Raw genomic sequence first — 15,715 nt, 5'->3', positions numbered from 1 at the left:
TGGAGCGTCATGACACAACGCAGAACACACCGCTGGCCGAAGCCAATGGGCCAAGCTGCTCGGCGTATCTGGTACGGCGGGGACTACAACCCGGAACAATGGCCCGAATCCGTATGGGATGAAGACATCGAACTGATGACCCGGGCAGGGGTCAATATCGTCTCACTCGGCATTTTCGGCTGGTCCGCCATCGAGCCGGAAGACGGCGTCTACGATTTCGCTTGGCTCGACCGGATCATCGACAAATTGTACAAGGCCGGTATCGCAGTGGACCTTGCATCCGCGACCGCCACACCGCCAATGTGGCTGACCCAGGAGCATCCCGAAGTCTTGTGGAAGGATGAACGCGGGGACGCTTGCTGGCCGGGGGCACGCCAGCATTGGCGGCCCACCAGTCCGATTTTCCGTGAATACGCGTTGCGGCTGTGCCGCGCCATGGCCGAACATTACCGGGATAATCCCGCCATCGTGGCATGGCACGTCAGCAACGAATACGGCTGCCATAACCGCTTCGACTATTCCGATGACGCGATGCGCGCATTCCAACACTGGTGCAAAGAACGCTACCATACCATCGAAGCGGTCAACGACGCGTGGGGCACCGCATTCTGGTCACAGCGCATGACCGACTTCACCCAGATCATCCCGCCACGGTATATCGGCGAAGGCAACTTCATGAATCCGGGCAAGCTTCTCGATTTCAAGCGATTCAGTTCCGACGCGCTCAAGGAATTCTTCAAAGCGGAACGCGACACGCTCGCCGAAATCACGCCGAACATCCCGCTGACCACGAATTTCATGGTCAGCGCTCCCGGCAACGCCCTCGACTATGACGATTGGGGCGCGGAAGTGGACTTCGTGTCCAACGACCACTATTTCACCGCCGGACGCCGCCACTTGGACGAACTGGCATACTCATCCTCCCTGGTCGATGGCATCAGCCGCAAACACCCGTGGTTCCTGATGGAACATTCAACCAGCGCCGTCAACTGGCGAGGCATCAACTATCGGAAAGAACCCGGACAGTTGGAACGCGACGCGATGGCACACCTCGCCATGGGCGCCGACGCGATCTGCTACTTCCAATGGCGCCAGTCGCAAGCTGGTGCGGAGAAATTCCACAGCGGCATGGTGCCGCACGCCGGTGCAGACAGCCAAGTCTACCGCGACGTGTGCTCGCTCGGCGAGGATTTGCATACGCTGTCACAGGCGGGATTGCCCGGGACAACGCTCAGCACATCGCGTATCGCGGTCGTCTACGATTACGCCAGCGAATGGGCGACCGAACATTCGGCGACCCCCACCCAATCGGTACGGCATTGGACCGAACCGCTGGACTGGTTCACCGCGCTCGCCGACTGCGGTCTGACCGCCGACGTGGTACCCTTGGCAGGTGATTGGGATCATTACGATATGGTCGTTCTGCCCAGTGTGTACCTGCTCAGCGAGACGGACGCACGCCGCGTACGCGAGTATGTCGCAGGCGGCGGCAACCTGTTCGCCACGTATTACACGGGCATCAGCGATGAACACGATCATGTATGGTTGGGCGGCTATCCCGGAGCGATTCGCGACGTTGTCGGCGTACGATCCGAAGAATTCGCGCCGATGGGCGAAGGTGACGGCACCCTTGATCATCTTGACCTGAGCAACGGCACCGTGGCGCACGATATCGCAGATGTCATTACTTCCACCGCTGATTCCGCACGCGTGCTCGCCACCTATCAGGCTGACCCATGGACCGGTATAGACGGGGTTCCCGCCATCACCGTCAATACGTACGGCGAAGGCCGTGCAGCCTACGTGGGTTGCCGTTTGGGGGCGGACGGACTCGCCGCAAGCCTACCAGCCATATTCGAAGCCATGGGTGTGACCTTGCCGGTATGGCAGGGTTCCGGCGATGTCTTGCGTATCGAACGCGAGGGACACGATGACGGCGACCATCCGGCGCCACGCTTCATCTTCCAGTTCAACCGTACCCACCATCCGGTCACGGTTGACGCGTCCGGCACGATACTCGTCGCGTCCCTCGCCGCGGATCTGGGCGATGGCACCGCCACCATCAGCCCCAACGGCGTTCTCGTCACCAAACAGTGACCCCACAACGACAATCATCAGTGAGGAGCAGCATGACCACCAGTAGTCGCCCGCGCCGCCAACCATCCCGAATATCGCGGATGTGTGCGGCCGTGATGGCTTTCATCATGCTGCTCACCGTCACCGCATGCGCGAGGCAAGACCCACGCACCGCCATCACCGTGTGGTCGTGGGAGCCGAGCATGGGCAAACTCGCCCAAGCCTTCGAAGCCGCCAACCCGGATATCCACGTCATCGTGAAAGATACCAGCGGCTACGAAAACCTCAATACCGCCATCCAAGACGGGTATGGTCTGCCGGACGTCGCGCAAATCGAATATTACGCGTTGCCGCAATACGCGGTGAGCGGGCAGCTGCGTGACCTGACCAGCACAGTGGAATCTTACGGGAATTTCTACACGGCAGGAACATGGTCATCCATCCAATTAGGCGGCCGCATGTACGGCCTGCCCATGGATTCCGGCCCCATGGCGTTCTTCTACAACGACAGCGTGTTCCGGCAGGCCGGCGTTGACCCGACCACCATCCGCACATGGGAAGACTATTATCGGGCTGCGAAAAAACTCAAGAACATCGGCGTGTATATCGCGGCGGACGCTGGCGACGCAAGCTTCTTCGACGCGATGATCTGGCTGGCCGGCGGCCGACCGTTCCACACCTCATCCGACGGCAAAACCGTCACCGTGGACCTCAAAGGGGACGCAGGGGTACGCACGTTCATCGAATACTGGCAGAAAATGATGGACGAGGGGCTCATCAACACCCGGCTGCCCACATGGTCAAACGGATGGAAACGTGCGCTCGGCAGCGGCAGTGTCGCCTCCGTGCTGTCCGGCGCGTGGATGCCGTCGATGCTGCTTTCAGACGTGCCCGGGGCAGCCGGACAATGGCGGGTCGGTACCATGCCGACCGTCGATGGCAGCGTGACAAACGCGGAAATCGGCGGATCGGCATTGACCATACTCAACACCACGCGCAAACCCGAAGCCGCCTACCGGTTCATCAACTACGTATGCCACGACGCCGAAGGTATTGCGACACGCGTCGATGGAGGCGCATTCCCCGCAGACACCACAACCCTGCAATCCGCGGCATTCCTCGACAAAACAACCATCCGTGATTCGCGGGGCATTCAAATCCCGTATTTCGGCGGACAACAGTTCAACAAAGTCTTAGCCAAAGCGGCGGGCAACGTGTCACCGGACTACCAGTATCTGCCGTTCGAAGTATACGCGCGCGGCGATTTCCGTGCGACCATGGGCAAAGCCTACAAGTGGGAATCCGCCAACCAGCGGCGCATCATCGCCAAGAAACGCTACAAAGCCGGTATGACCGACGACGACGGCAATCCCGTCACTGTGCCCGCCGATCCGGGGCCGAAAGTCTCCCTCGCCGGGGCGCTCGCCAGCTGGCAGAAAGACATCAAGGCGTACGGCGCCAATCAGGGCTTCACCATTCAATGAGCCTTGCCGGTGGCGAACAGCACAGTCAGTTGTGCGGCTTATACTGGCGGCAGCGCTGACGGCAACCGCCGCAGCGACAACACAAGCCTGCCGCAACAGCGCGGCAATCGGGAGGTCGTATGGCTTCAACCCATATCATGCTCGGTGTCACCGGCAGCATCGCGGTGTTCAAAGCCTGTCAGCTGGTCAGCGATTGGGGCAAACGCGGATATGAGACGCGTGTCGCCATGACCGTCGCCGCGCAACGGTTCGTCACCCCACTTTCGTTCGCGTCATTGGCGCATACGCCCGTGCGTACAGCCATGTTCCCCGATACCACGGATTCCCAGGATGCGCTGGACGCGCAGCGGCTCGGCATCAGCCATATCGACGACGCGAAATGGGCTGACGTGCTGGTCATCGCGCCCGCGACCGCGGATATCATCGCGAAAATCGCCCATGGTATCGCCGACGATTACCTCACCTCGATGACGCTTGCCTATCAGGGGCCGAAAATCCTGTGCCCGGCAATGAACACGCGCATGTACGACAATCCCGTCACCCAGCGAAACCTTGCGACATGCCGCGAATTCGGGTGGACCATCGTGGAACCGGCAACCGGGCGGCTCGCATGCCAAGATACCGGCAAAGGCAAGCTCGCCGACCTAGGGGATATCGAAGCGGCGGTCGAAACGGCCGTTGGGAGGGCGGTTGTTGGCGAACGCAGCACGACGGCGGAAACCGGACGGCTGGCGGATGGCGAATTGGCTGGATTGCACGTGCTGGTCACCGCCGGACCCACCCAGGAGCCGCTCGACCCGGTACGGTACCTGACCAACCATTCGACCGGGAAAATGGGGTACGCCCTCGCCCAGGCGGCACAGTTCATGGGAGCTGAGGTCACGCTCGTATCCGGACCGGTCGCGCTCGACGAGCCGCAAGGCGTGCACACCATCCGGGTGCAGACCGCGCAGGAGATGTTCGACGCGGTTCGTGAACATTTCAGCCAAGCGGATTTGACCGTCATGGCCGCCGCGGTCGGCGATTTCCGCCCCGAGCATCGCAGCGAGCAGAAAATCAAGAAAACCGGGGGAGCCATGCCTCCGATCGTGTTGGTGCAGAATCCGGACATCCTCGCGTGGGCGGGTGAACACAAGCGTGCGGACGGCTCGCAAGTTGTGTGCGGGTTCGCCATGGAGACCCAGGATTTGCTCGCCAACGCACAATCCAAGCTGCAACGCAAACATTGCGACATGCTCGTTGCCAATGATCTCAACGAGCCGGGCGCCGGTTTCGCCCATGACACCAATCGCGTCGTGATCTTGACGCCGCAGGCCGCAGACACGTCTGACGGCGGTGCGTCCACGCCGCGTGTACGCGTTGAGCCGCTGCCGCTGATGGACAAGCGCGATCTTGCCGCACGTATCGTCAGCCGACTCGCGAGTATACGGCAGGAACGATTGGCGGACAACGAGCCGCGATTGGCGTAAAGGCGTCATCGGACGGGAATCCGGGGCACCGGGAAAGAAAGGATGCGACATGCTGCTGGCAGTGGACATCGGCAATACGAATATCGTGCTCGGCTTCCTTGACGGGGAGCGTGGGGAACGGATCACCGGCACGTACCGGATCACCACGAAAGCGAACCACACGTCGGACGAATACGGGTTGATGATCACCCAATTCCTTGCGATGAGCGGGTACCGCCCAAGCGATGTACAGGATGTGATCATCGTGTCCGTCGTGCCGAAAGTCATGCATTCGTTCCGAGCAAGTATCGTAAAATTCTTCGATATCGACCCGATGATTGTCGGGCCGGGTATCAAAACCGGCATCAATGTGGTCATGGACAATCCCAAGACCATGGGCGCGGATTGTCTCGCCGATTGTGTGGGCGCGTACTTCACGTACGGCGGGCCGGCGCTGGTCGCGGATTTCGGGACGGCCACGACCTTCAACTATGTGGACGGCAAAGGCAGTATTCGCAGCGGTTTGATCACCACCGGCATCCGTACCGCGGCGGCAGCCTTGTGGAACGAGACCGCTCAGCTGCCGGAAGTCGAAATCACACGGCCCAAGTCGATTCTCGCGACGAACACGAAGGACGCGATGCAGGCCGGGCTGTACTACAACTTCCTCGGCGGCATCGAACGCACCATCCGCCAGTTCCAGCAGGAGATCGACGGGGAGTTCCGCGTCATCGCCACCGGCGGGCTCGGGCGCATGTTCAAGGACGATACCGAGCTGATTGACGTATATGACCCTGATTTGATCTTCAAGGGGCTCGCCCATATTTACGCGCGTAACACGCGTTGAACGCCGGATGGTGCGGAAGGTTACGCAGTACTGTGCATACCAATCCGCCTGCGTGCGTATGATGGGACACGGTGATCGACCCGCACGGGCGGTCAACCGGTTCAACACATAAGCAGGCTGCAAGGCCGAACAGAGGAGTACCCATGGTCCAGTCCAATGGTGCGCACGGCGAATCCGACGCAACCGAAGCAGACACCACCATTCAGGCAGGCGCCGCATCCGGCGCCAGCACGGACGCCAGCTTGAACGCACGCGTCAAACAACCCGACAGCGGACATCACAAGCCCGTGATATGGATGATCGCGGCATTGATCGTCGTTGCGCTCATCGCATGCATCGTCGTCGTGAACTCACGCTCACGCAAGACGGCCACCCCAACCCAATCAGACAGTGTCGCCATCGGCATCAAACTCGCGCCCGTGAGCCTCGACATCCGCAACCAGTCCGGTTCCGCACTCGAACAGCTGCTCATCGGCAACGTGTATGAGGCGCTCGTCTCACGCAACTCCAACAACGAGGTCGAACCCGGTCTCGCGAAAAGCTGGACCATCAGCAACGACGGACTGACGTACACCTTCAAGCTCAACGAGCATATGAACTTCTCCAACGGCGACACGCTTGACGCCACCGATGTCGCTTGGTCCATCAACCAGCTCAAATCCAAGCAGTACTACAATAGCGACCAGGTCGAGAACCTCAAGCAAGCCAGTGCATCAGACGCGACCACGGTGAAACTCACGCTGAGCCGTCCCGACGCGAATATGCTGTGGTACCTCTCCGGCCGCCCCGGACTGGTGTTCGACAAGGACGCGCATTATGACGCGAAAACCACGGCGGTCGGCTCCGGGCCGTACATGGTTAAGTCGTTTGATTCCAGCAGCAAGCTTGTCCTGCAAGCGAACCCGAAGTATTGGGGCAGTGCGCACAAGGCCCGCACAACCACCGTCACCGTGCGCTTCCTGCCGGACGACAACGCGGCGCTCAACGCGCTGACCAGCGGGGACGTGCAAGTCCTGTCCCCGGTCAACGCGAATATGACCGGCAAGCTCAAGAGCAGCGGGAAATACACCGTCAAGGCGACCGAAGGCAGCGACAAGTTCGTGCTCGCGTTCAACTGCACGGGAGCGAAAACCGCTGACAAGCGCGTACGGCAGGCGATCCGCTACGCCATCAACCACAAGGAAATCATCGCCTCGCGCGGGGGAGTGGACGCGGCGCTCGGCGGGCCGATCCCATCCGTCGACCCCGGCTACGAGGACCTGACCGGCCTGTACCCGTACAATCCCGCCAAAGCCAAGAGCCTCATGCAGCAAGCCGGATACTCTACCAATCATCCGCTCAAGCTGACACTCACGTACGCGAACGTGTACGGTTCAGAACTCGGCGAGCAGCTGCGCAGCCAGTTGAGCCATATCGGCATCGACCTCAACGTCAACACCGTGGAATTCTCCACCTGGCTCCAGGACGTGCACACCAACGGCGATTACGACCTCTCGCTCGTCGACCATGCGGAAAGTCACGACTTCTACAAGTGGACGCAGCCTGATTACTACTACCATTACGATAATGCGCAAGTCCAGGCGTTGTACGCGAAAGCGCTCGCCGCAACGGATGAGCAGGACAGTGCGCAGTATCTCAAGCAGGCGGCGAGGATCGTCAGCGAGGATGCGCCGGCAGACTGGCTGTTCGCTTACCGGGTGAGCGTCGCACAAGCCAAAGGCGTCACCGGATTCCCGAGCCGGCTGACCCAAAGCGTATTGCCGCTGTGGAAGGTCGCCTATACGCCGGCCAAGGCATAAACGCTACTGACATACTCAATCGGGCGAGGAGCATACCGCGATGAGATATCTGATCTGGCGACTCATATGGTTCGCCGTAGCCCTATTGGGCCTGTCCCTGCTCGTCTTCGCCGCGCTGCGCATTCTGCCGGGAGACGTGGCGTCCGTGATGGCGGGTACGAACGCCACACCGGCACGTGTCGCAGCAATCCGCTCACGTATGGGGCTGGACCGCTCATATCCGCAGCAGTATGCGGATTGGTTGGGCGGTTTGCTGCATGGGAATATGGGTGTGTCCGCAATCAGTGGGCGGACGGTCGCCTCACAAATCGGTTCGCATGCGGCGATCACCTTGCCGCTGATTGTATTGAGCCTGCTGGTGGCGCTCAGCATCGGTATCCCGATGGGTTGCCAAGCAGCGCTTGCCGGCAGTCCGCGAGTGCGTAGCGTATTGCACACAATCGCTATTGTCGGCGGCGCGGTACCGGCATTGTGGGGCGGCCTGTTGCTCATTATGCTGTTCGGTCGGGGTGTAGGGCTTATCGGCATCCTGCCGTCGCAAGGATTCCCGGACGCAGGCTGGCATGCTCCCCGAGCGGCGTTGATATCGCTCATTCTGCCGGCGATTACCACCGGACTGGTGGCGGGGGCCGGCATCATGCGGTATACGCGTGCCTGCCTGATATCCATGGAAGACAGTGACACCGTGGCGATGGCCATGGCGTGTGGCATGACCCGGCGTCAGGCGATGTTACGCGTGGGATTGCGCTTGTCCGCAGCCCAGCTGGTTTCAGTGGCGGGATTGACTTTCGCCCAGATGATCACGGGCGTGATGGTTGTTGAAAGTCTGTTCAACCTGCCCGGATTGGGGGCGATGCTGATCAACGATGTCGGCAACCGTGACCTGATTGCCGTACAAAGCGAACTGTTCCTGCTGGCGGCGTTCTTCCTGCTGCTTGGTCTGCTGGTCGATCTTATGCATCACGCGCTCGACCCGCGGCTGGGAGAGCGGACGCAACATGTTGGGGGAGAGGAGCACGCATGACCGCGGTATCCGATGATGGTAAGCGTTTCAAGCGTTCCGGACGCGATAGACACGCGACCGGCAACGTGCCGCTGCGTATGAGATTCGGCGTGATCATGCGTAGCATGTGGCAGCAGTCTGGCGGTCGGTTCGCGTTGATTGTCATGGCATGCTGGATTGCGGTTTCGCTGCTTTCCTTGTTCTGGACGCCATACCCGTTGCTGCAAACGGATGGCGGTCACGCGTGGGCTTCACCGTCAGCGGCGCACCCACTGGGCACGGATGGTGTCGGAGCGGATGTCCTCAGCTGGCTGATGGCCGGTTCACGCACGAATCTGGTGATCGCACTGCTCACGATGCTGGTGAGTGCGATGATCGGGCTGGCATGTACTGCGGTCATGGTCAGCGGCAGGCGGGCGCTCGCCTCGGCGGGCGTCGTGGTTGTGGACGCTCTGATCGCCATTCCCACCGTGTTGCTCGCCCTGCTGTTCGCCGTGCCGTTCGGCGCATCCATCGCGGTGATTGTCGCCGCCTGCGGGATGACGTACGGGCTGAATATGGCGCGGATTGTCAAGCCTTCCGCGAGCCTGGCGGCCCGGAGCGCTTACGTACAGGCCGCCCGCGCCATGGGAGTGAGCGCGTGGCGCGTGTTCTTCACCCATATCGTGCCCTCGACCTTCCCGGTGCTCGCCGTGCAATTGTCGATGAGCGCCGGCACATCCATTCTTGCGGAAGCGGGACTGACGTACTTGGGTGTCGGCGTGCCATCAGGCGTGCCAAGCTGGGGGCATACGCTCACCACCTCCGTACGATTAATTAGCGTATATCCCTTGACTGTGTTGTGGCCGGGTTTGACGGTGACGCTTGTGGTGACAGCGCTCTACCTGCTCGGGGACGCGATCCGCGATTGCGCCGACCCGTTGGCCAACGTGGAGTTGCGCAAGCTTGCGGCGACTGTCAGCCGGCAAACTCACAACACGGGAGTGGACGCATGAACCGGACGGATATGAAAGACGCCATGGCACAAGATGTTGATGTCGCGACACGCCCGCAACTTGCCACAAGCGGCGAGATACTGCGCGTGCGCGATCTGAGCGTGCAGATTGCGGACAAGACGGTGCTGGACGATGTCACGCTTGATATCGGTGCCAGCGAGCGTGTCGGATTGATTGGAGCCTCCGGATCAGGCAAGTCGATGCTGGTCAAGGCCATCACCGGGCTGCTGCCACGCGCCGCCCGCGTGGGCGGTGATATCACTATGGGCGGCACGCGGCTCCAAGCTGGCGACGACGCGGCGTTCGCTGCTTTGCGAGGACGCTATGTGGGCTTGGTGTTCCAGAATCCGGGGGCTGCGCTCAACCCCGTGCTGAGCGTCGAGCAGCAAGTGTGCCTGCCGTTGCGCCTGCATTATGATCTTGATGCGGGCGAACGCCGTGACCGGGTGATGACCATGCTTGAACGGGTCGGATTGCCGGCTTCGCTTGCCGGATCCTACCCGCATGAGCTTTCCGGCGGACAGCAGCAGCGTGTCGGTATCGCGACAGCGTTGATCACTTCACCGCGGCTGATTATTGCGGACGAGCCGACTACGGCGCTTGACGCCATTGTGCAGCGTTCGATCATTGATCTGCTGGTCTCACTGGTGGAATCCGCGGGGGCGTCCATGCTGTTCATCACCCATGATTTCGCGGTGTTGTCACGGGCGACCACCCGGTGCATGGTGATTGACCGTGGTCGTATCATCGAGACCGGTGATACGGCGGCATTGCTGCACGACCCGCGGCAACCGCAGACGCGGTTGCTGGTGAACGCTGCGAAAACATTGACATTGAACGTGAATCCGGAGCATCATCATGCGTGAAACGAATGAGCAGACGGCAATGCGGAAGCATGAGTCGGCCGAACCGTCAAACGGGACGGTACTGCTCGCCGCTCGTGGAATCTGCAAATTCTTCGGCACGCGCACGCACCGCATCCAAGCGTTGCATGACGTGGATATGGACGTGCGGGAAGGCGAGTGCGTGGCTGTGATCGGCGGCTCGGGGTGTGGCAAAACCACGTTGACACGCATCATGTTCGGTCTGGATACGGCGGATGCCGGAACAGTCAGGTATCGGGGTGGGCTGCTTGCCGGTCCGCGTTCCGCGGCGATGCGACAGTTGCGTGTGGAATCCGGGATCGTATTCCAAAACCCGTTCACTTCGCTCGACCCACGCTGGAGTGCGGGGCGTTCGATTGCGGAAGGGCTGGTTGTGCGCGCTGCTCGCAGCGGGCGTCGGCGGCATAGTGCAGGCGATGGGGAAGCCATCGATGCGGCGGTTCGTGGGGCGCTGGCCATGGTTGGGCTTGACCCCGACGATTTCATCGGACGGTATCCGCTCGATATGTCAGGCGGACAAGCGCAGCGGGTCGCCATCGCGCGGGCGATGGTCGCACAACCCCGAATCATGCTTGCCGATGAGCCGATGAGCGCGGTCGACGTGTCGGGTCGTGTCCAAATCTTGGACGCGCTGACGGAAATCCGGCGGCGTCAGCCGCATATGGCGATGGTCATCGTGTCTCACGATTTGGGTGTTGTACAGCAGCTCGCCGATCGGATTGTCGTGCTGCACGACGGACGCATCGAAGAAACGGGTGCCACCGGCGACCTGCTCGCGAATCCGCAATCCGCCTATACCAAGCAACTCATCGCTGCCGCCGCGTGGTGATACGGGGGGAACAGATACCGAGCGCTATGATAGCCCACAAGCCGCTCGCCATAGACTCCTGCTTCTGCCGACACTGGTGTGATGCTCAGTGTCGGCAGAAGCTGAGTATGATCAAGCAGGTTGATTGCGACGGATGATTGTTGTTGCCAGCTGACTATTGGATCGCTTGACTATTTGACGACCGCGTTGAAATCGCCGCCTGCCGCGAACGAGGCGACCGACTGGAACACTTGGCGCGTCAGGTTGTGGTACGCTTCTTCGTTACGCCAGGCGACATGCGGAGTCAGGATGATGCCCGGCACTTGGCGCAACGGGTCGTCTTGGGCAAGCGGCTCGTGCTCGAACACATCCAACGCGGCCTTCACATCCCCGCGAGCCAGTCGCTTGGCGAGCGCCCCCTGTTCGATGACTTCGGCGCGCGCGGTGTTGATGAACAGCGTGCCGGGCTTGATATGCTCCAGCGATTGCGCGGTGACGATGCCTTTGGTTGCAGCGAGCAGCGGCATATGCAGGGAGATGATGTCGGATTGTTCGAACATGTCGCTCATATCGTCGACCGGCGTGACCCCGAGCCGTGCGACGGCGTCCTGGTCAAGATGCGAGTTCCATACGAGCACGTTCATGCCGAAGCCTTGGAGCATGCGCGCGAACACCTGGCCGATGCCGCCGAATCCCACCAATCCGACCGTCTTGCCGTGCAAAGCGTATCCGTCGGCGCCTTCCCAGCTGCCGGCGTGTACCTGACGGTTGAGATCGCCGACGTGCCGGGCGAGTTCCATCAGCAGCGCGAAAGTGTGCTCGGCGACCGCATGATCGCCGTAGCGCACGACGTTGCACACGCGCACCCCGCGTTCGCGGGCGGATTGCAGGTTGATGTAGCTGGCGACGCCGGTGCCGCCGAACGCGAAGCAGCGTACGTGGGCATCTTGGGTCAGGCGGTCGAATATCGCGTCGGTGACATGGAATCCGATAACCATGACGGCGTCGGCGTCCTGGCAACGGCTGACGATGGTGTTTTCGTCGAGTGTGAAATCGCCGTACATGCGTAGTCGGACCACGTCGTGCAACAGGCTGATGTTCTCCTTGAAATACGGGATCATTGAATCCACAACCACTGGCATGACAGCCAACGGCAGGTCGGTGCGTTCGGGTTGGGTTTCGATGATTGGCCGGATGTCTGCTGTGGCTGATGTTGGTGTTTCGCTCATGCTTCCACCTTAGACGCACGCGTGCCGGCAGTGTTGCGAGCGCATTTCGGTGTGCGTTGGTGTTGGCGTTGGGGTTGAGGATGTAGTGACATCCCTAGCCCCTTACCTGATTGTGAGTGGCCGCTCACAATCAATGAGTCGTTCGTGCGACAATGTGTGTCGACTACCCCGCACTGTAGTTGATTGTGAGTCGTCACTCACAACCAGCGGTCAAGTGTTTACGATTCGAGGCCGATTCGCGGATTCTCTTGTTTCGTTGTGAGTGGTGACTCACAATCAACGTGAGGGTTAGTCATTGCGGGAGCGGCTGGTAAGTCAACGTCCGTTGGTTGTGAGTGGTCGCTCACAATCGGTGAGTCGGCAATGCGGCTGGGCGGATACAGTGTGGTCACCTGCATTGATTGTGAGTCGGTGCTCACAATCGGCAGACGACTCGTGTGGCGGCGCTCGGAGTTTCAGCCGTTCAACCACTGGTTGTGAGTGGCGACTCACAATCAAGAGTGGGAGTAAGCATTGCAGGTATGGTTGGGGTGGTTGTGACTGCTGATTGTGAGTGACGACTCACAATTGGTTGGTGGTTTGGGCGAGGTCGGCATGATTTTCGCGACTTGAGTTCTTCGTTGTGAATGGTGACTCACAATCAACGAACTATTTGTGTGGAAGCATGTGCCGGTCGCTCTGCGTTCGAGCTGGTTGTGGACGGTCGCTCACAACCAACGGGGCAGTGAGCCGTTGCGGGGGTGGTTCGTGAGCTGATGTCTCTTCGTTGTGAATGGTGACTCACAGCCAACGGGAGAGTGCGGTGTTCCGATGCGAATCTGCAGACGTTGATGCGTCGTTGTGAGTGGCTGCTCACAATCAGCATGAGCAATTGCCTGTTGCAGGTGCGGTTGGTGCATGAAAGTTCTTTGATTGTGAGTGGTGACTCACAATTGGAAGATGAGTCGGAGCATGCACGGTCTGGATAGTTTGACCGAGTGGATTCGTTGTGAGTGGTGACTCACAATCAAAGAAATGAGGCAGAGGGCGTGGGCTGATGATGCTGTCTGTTGTTGGTTGACTGTGCTTAACGCATGTTGTTTAACGCATGTTGTCTATCGTCTAACGAATATCGCCTGATGGATGAGTCAATAGGCGCCGCATCTCGCTCGCAACCATTCTAATGGGGACTGGTCGCGAACAGATCGCAGTAAAACCCGCAGCGGCAGACGCGCTCAGCGCGTGAACACTCCCTGCAGCCACGCGTATAGCGCAGGATTCGAGACGTTCCAAGCTTCGAATCGTCCGGTCGTCATCAGCCAAAGCGCCTGCAACACGAGTCCGAACACCAAGAAAGCCACAATCGTGATGGTCAGCCAGCGATGTCCCTTCTTGCGGCTTGCCGCCTCCATCGGCATCAGCAGACACATGGTTCCGATGACCGCCAGCCACGCCATATCACACATATATCGCGCGTTGACGCCTGCAGGACTGTCGATACACGCGATAACACCGACAAGAAGCAGACACGTGATGCCGATTGCGCATGACCTTGACGTTCTTTGCCACGTTCCTTTTGACGACTTCTCTGACTGCATTCCGGATGACGTCACCGTCGGCATCCCTGTCATCCCGGCTGCTTCCGTCCGTTTGCGTGAGACGCGTGAGACAATGAACCAGATGACCGCCGGAAGCGCGAGCAGGCAGATTGGCGACAGAGCGACGATACCGCCCACGGTCGGCTCCGCGATGACGTTTCTGTTGCGGATCAGGAACGCCCAAGGATTCGTGGCGTCCGCGGCGAAGACATCCGCGGTGAACGGAAACTCGCGCATGAACCTGATTGGGGCGAACAATAGCAGGGCCGCGCCGAACAGCCGGGCTTGCGGGCTGACATACCGTTGTGTCATATCAAAACCCGTCAGATTGTATGTAGCGCCAAAGTCAAACGGATTGTCGAATCTGGCGGCGTTGTACCACATCATCGCGCCTCCGGCGAGAAGGAACGGCACGATTGCCGCGAGACTGGCTTGAATCGCGTGGCGTGACCGAACGGAGAGCATCTCGCGTGATCTGATGTGCGGCCACAACAAGATAAGACCGAAGACCGCCGTCAGTATGAATGTCGGTCTGCATGTGATGGTGAGCGCGACAAGTGTTGATCCCGCCGCGACCATACCGGTTCGGGGAGCGGAGCCGACATCATCAGCGGAACGCGCCCAGAATGCGATTCCCGCGGGTGCGAGCGCCAACGAGGCGAGCATCGGAATCGAGTAGAACCAAGGGACGAGGACCAGGTAGGACAGGCCTGATGCTGCGATGATTGCGGTGCATGTCAGTACGGCGAACCAACGCGGCGTCCCCTTCCAGAATCGTTTCCACAGGGTCTGCACGAGGAACGTCAGTGATGCGCATGCTGCGATAGCCAGGATTGCGCACGCGGCTGCGGTCGGCAGGTCTGTTCCTGTCAGTGCTTTTGTATGGTGCGAACAACACGATTGCCGGGAGCGGCCCGAAATAGCAGTAATAGCGGCCGTGATAGAACGCCCAATCCCACAGTGACGGGTCGCCGCTGGCTGCTCCCAAGGCGCCTCTGGCCTGCGAGTCGTACGGGTTGCCCATGGTGGCGAGCCAGTCGGGTACATGGGTGTCGATCCATGTGTGGCCGTGGAGGAACGCGTCTGCGAGCCGCTGATACTGCGCCTGGTCCACGAGGAATGTTCCGCCGGCGTAGTGCATTGGGTATGTGCTGTCGGCCGGATGGGTTGAGATGGTGAGCAGTACGATGACGACTGACGCCACGACCCACAGGATGGCGAACGGCAGCCAGTCCGGTCGCAGGCATCGGAAGATGCGGTGCCGGGTGTGGGGCTTGGAGCGTTCGAGGGTTGCCGTGGCGGCGTTCTGTCGGTTGGCGGCGGTGCTGTCGTTTGCGGGCTCCGGAGCGTTGTCTGGGTCGGTGTCGGTGCTGTGCATGATTCCACTGTAACTCAGAATCTCAGGATTTCAGGGGTTCGAGGGCGCTCAAGGTGATGTATTCGCAGCATCGGGGGATCACGCCGCTGCATGTGTCTTGTCAGCTGTCTTACGATGTGAGACGCCGAGACACGCCGTTGTCAAGGGTCGTGCTACCGTAAAAGCCATGATGTATTTCTCATGTTGT

12 protein-coding genes are annotated in these 15,715 nt (G+C 60.3%); 9 read left to right on the top strand and 3 right to left on the bottom strand.

Annotated elements, in window-relative coordinates:
* Positions 1–9: 9 nt before the first annotated feature.
* The 9 genes from BBOU_RS06520 to BBOU_RS06480 all read left to right on the top strand — a co-directional run bounded on the left by BBOU_RS06520 (position 10) and on the right by BBOU_RS06480 (position 11,365).
* Complete coding sequence (locus BBOU_RS06520; RefSeq protein WP_026502258.1) at positions 10–2,097, top strand: beta-galactosidase; 2,088 nt, start codon at positions 10–12, stop codon at positions 2,095–2,097.
* A gap of 32 nt (positions 2,098–2,129) precedes the next feature.
* Positions 2,130–3,560, top strand: a complete 1,431-nt coding sequence (locus BBOU_RS06515) for an ABC transporter substrate-binding protein (protein ID WP_033490314.1) — start codon at positions 2,130–2,132, stop codon at positions 3,558–3,560.
* Positions 3,561–3,679: 119 nt separating this feature from the next.
* A complete protein-coding gene (gene coaBC / locus BBOU_RS06510; protein ID WP_026502256.1) occupies positions 3,680–5,029 on the top strand; it encodes a bifunctional phosphopantothenoylcysteine decarboxylase/phosphopantothenate--cysteine ligase CoaBC in 1,350 nt (449 codons plus the stop codon).
* A gap of 49 nt (positions 5,030–5,078) precedes the next feature.
* A complete protein-coding gene (locus BBOU_RS06505; protein ID WP_026502255.1) occupies positions 5,079–5,855 on the top strand; it encodes a type III pantothenate kinase in 777 nt (258 codons plus the stop codon).
* Between the two features lie 143 nt (positions 5,856–5,998).
* Positions 5,999–7,654 carry an ABC transporter substrate-binding protein gene (locus BBOU_RS06500; RefSeq protein WP_026502254.1) on the top strand — a complete coding sequence of 552 codons (1,656 nt, stop codon included), beginning with the start codon at positions 5,999–6,001 and terminating at the stop codon, positions 7,652–7,654.
* A gap of 40 nt (positions 7,655–7,694) precedes the next feature.
* On the top strand, positions 7,695–8,678 hold the full coding sequence (locus BBOU_RS06495; RefSeq protein WP_026502253.1) for an ABC transporter permease: 984 nt from the start codon (positions 7,695–7,697) through the stop codon (positions 8,676–8,678).
* Positions 8,679–8,755: 77 nt separating this feature from the next.
* Entirely contained in the window at positions 8,756–9,652 is an 897-nt protein-coding gene (locus BBOU_RS06490; RefSeq protein WP_051616610.1) for an ABC transporter permease, read from the top strand.
* A 23-nt stretch (positions 9,653–9,675) separates the two neighbouring features.
* Positions 9,676–10,518, top strand: a complete 843-nt coding sequence (locus BBOU_RS06485) for an ABC transporter ATP-binding protein (protein ID WP_051616609.1) — start codon at positions 9,676–9,678, stop codon at positions 10,516–10,518.
* A gap of 19 nt (positions 10,519–10,537) precedes the next feature.
* Positions 10,538–11,365: an ABC transporter ATP-binding protein gene (locus tag BBOU_RS06480; protein WP_051616608.1), complete on the top strand. Its 828-nt coding sequence runs from the start codon at positions 10,538–10,540 to the stop codon at positions 11,363–11,365.
* A gap of 170 nt (positions 11,366–11,535) precedes the next feature.
* Here the strand turns inward: BBOU_RS06480 and BBOU_RS06475 are convergent, their stop codons facing one another.
* From BBOU_RS06475 to BBOU_RS09455, 3 genes are all read right to left on the bottom strand, one after another.
* Positions 11,536–12,573: a D-2-hydroxyacid dehydrogenase family protein gene (locus BBOU_RS06475; protein ID WP_051616579.1), complete on the bottom strand. Its 1,038-nt coding sequence runs from the start codon at positions 12,571–12,573 to the stop codon at positions 11,536–11,538.
* Between the two features lie 1,214 nt (positions 12,574–13,787).
* Positions 13,788–14,816, bottom strand: coding sequence for a hypothetical protein (locus BBOU_RS09460; protein ID WP_238552112.1), 1,029 nt, complete (start codon positions 14,814–14,816; stop codon positions 13,788–13,790).
* Positions 14,758–15,528: a hypothetical protein gene (locus BBOU_RS09455; protein WP_238552110.1), complete on the bottom strand. Its 771-nt coding sequence runs from the start codon at positions 15,526–15,528 to the stop codon at positions 14,758–14,760. The genes BBOU_RS09460 and BBOU_RS09455 overlap by 59 nt, the downstream gene beginning before the upstream one ends.
* Positions 15,529–15,715 lie beyond the last annotated feature (187 nt).

Source organism: Bifidobacterium boum, assembly GCF_000741535.1.
Lineage (GTDB): Bacteria > Actinomycetota > Actinomycetes > Actinomycetales > Bifidobacteriaceae > Bifidobacterium > Bifidobacterium boum.
The sequence above is the reverse complement of the archived record's forward strand: the minus strand, read 5'-3'. Positions and strand labels throughout refer to the sequence as shown.

Bases quoted from the DNA above. Each gene is read 5' to 3' on its own strand.
- BBOU_RS06520 (WP_026502258.1), top strand. From the start codon at position 10: ATGACACAACGCAGAACACACCGCTGGCCGAAGCCAATGGGCCAAGCT.
- BBOU_RS06515 (WP_033490314.1), top strand. From the start codon at position 2,130: ATGACCACCAGTAGTCGCCCGCGCCGCCAACCATCCCGAATATCGCGG.
- coaBC (WP_026502256.1), top strand. From the start codon at position 3,680: ATGGCTTCAACCCATATCATGCTCGGTGTCACCGGCAGCATCGCGGTG.
- BBOU_RS06505 (WP_026502255.1), top strand. From the start codon at position 5,079: ATGCTGCTGGCAGTGGACATCGGCAATACGAATATCGTGCTCGGCTTC.
- BBOU_RS06500 (WP_026502254.1), top strand. From the start codon at position 5,999: ATGGTCCAGTCCAATGGTGCGCACGGCGAATCCGACGCAACCGAAGCA.
- BBOU_RS06495 (WP_026502253.1), top strand. From the start codon at position 7,695: ATGAGATATCTGATCTGGCGACTCATATGGTTCGCCGTAGCCCTATTG.
- BBOU_RS06490 (WP_051616610.1), top strand. From the start codon at position 8,756: ATGAGATTCGGCGTGATCATGCGTAGCATGTGGCAGCAGTCTGGCGGT.
- BBOU_RS06485 (WP_051616609.1), top strand. From the start codon at position 9,676: ATGGCACAAGATGTTGATGTCGCGACACGCCCGCAACTTGCCACAAGC.
- BBOU_RS06480 (WP_051616608.1), top strand. From the start codon at position 10,538: ATGCGGAAGCATGAGTCGGCCGAACCGTCAAACGGGACGGTACTGCTC.
- BBOU_RS06475 (WP_051616579.1), bottom strand. From the start codon at position 12,573: ATGAGCGAAACACCAACATCAGCCACAGCAGACATCCGGCCAATCATC.
- BBOU_RS09460 (WP_238552112.1), bottom strand. From the start codon at position 14,816: ATGCTCGCCTCGTTGGCGCTCGCACCCGCGGGAATCGCATTCTGGGCG.
- BBOU_RS09455 (WP_238552110.1), bottom strand. From the start codon at position 15,528: ATGCACAGCACCGACACCGACCCAGACAACGCTCCGGAGCCCGCAAAC.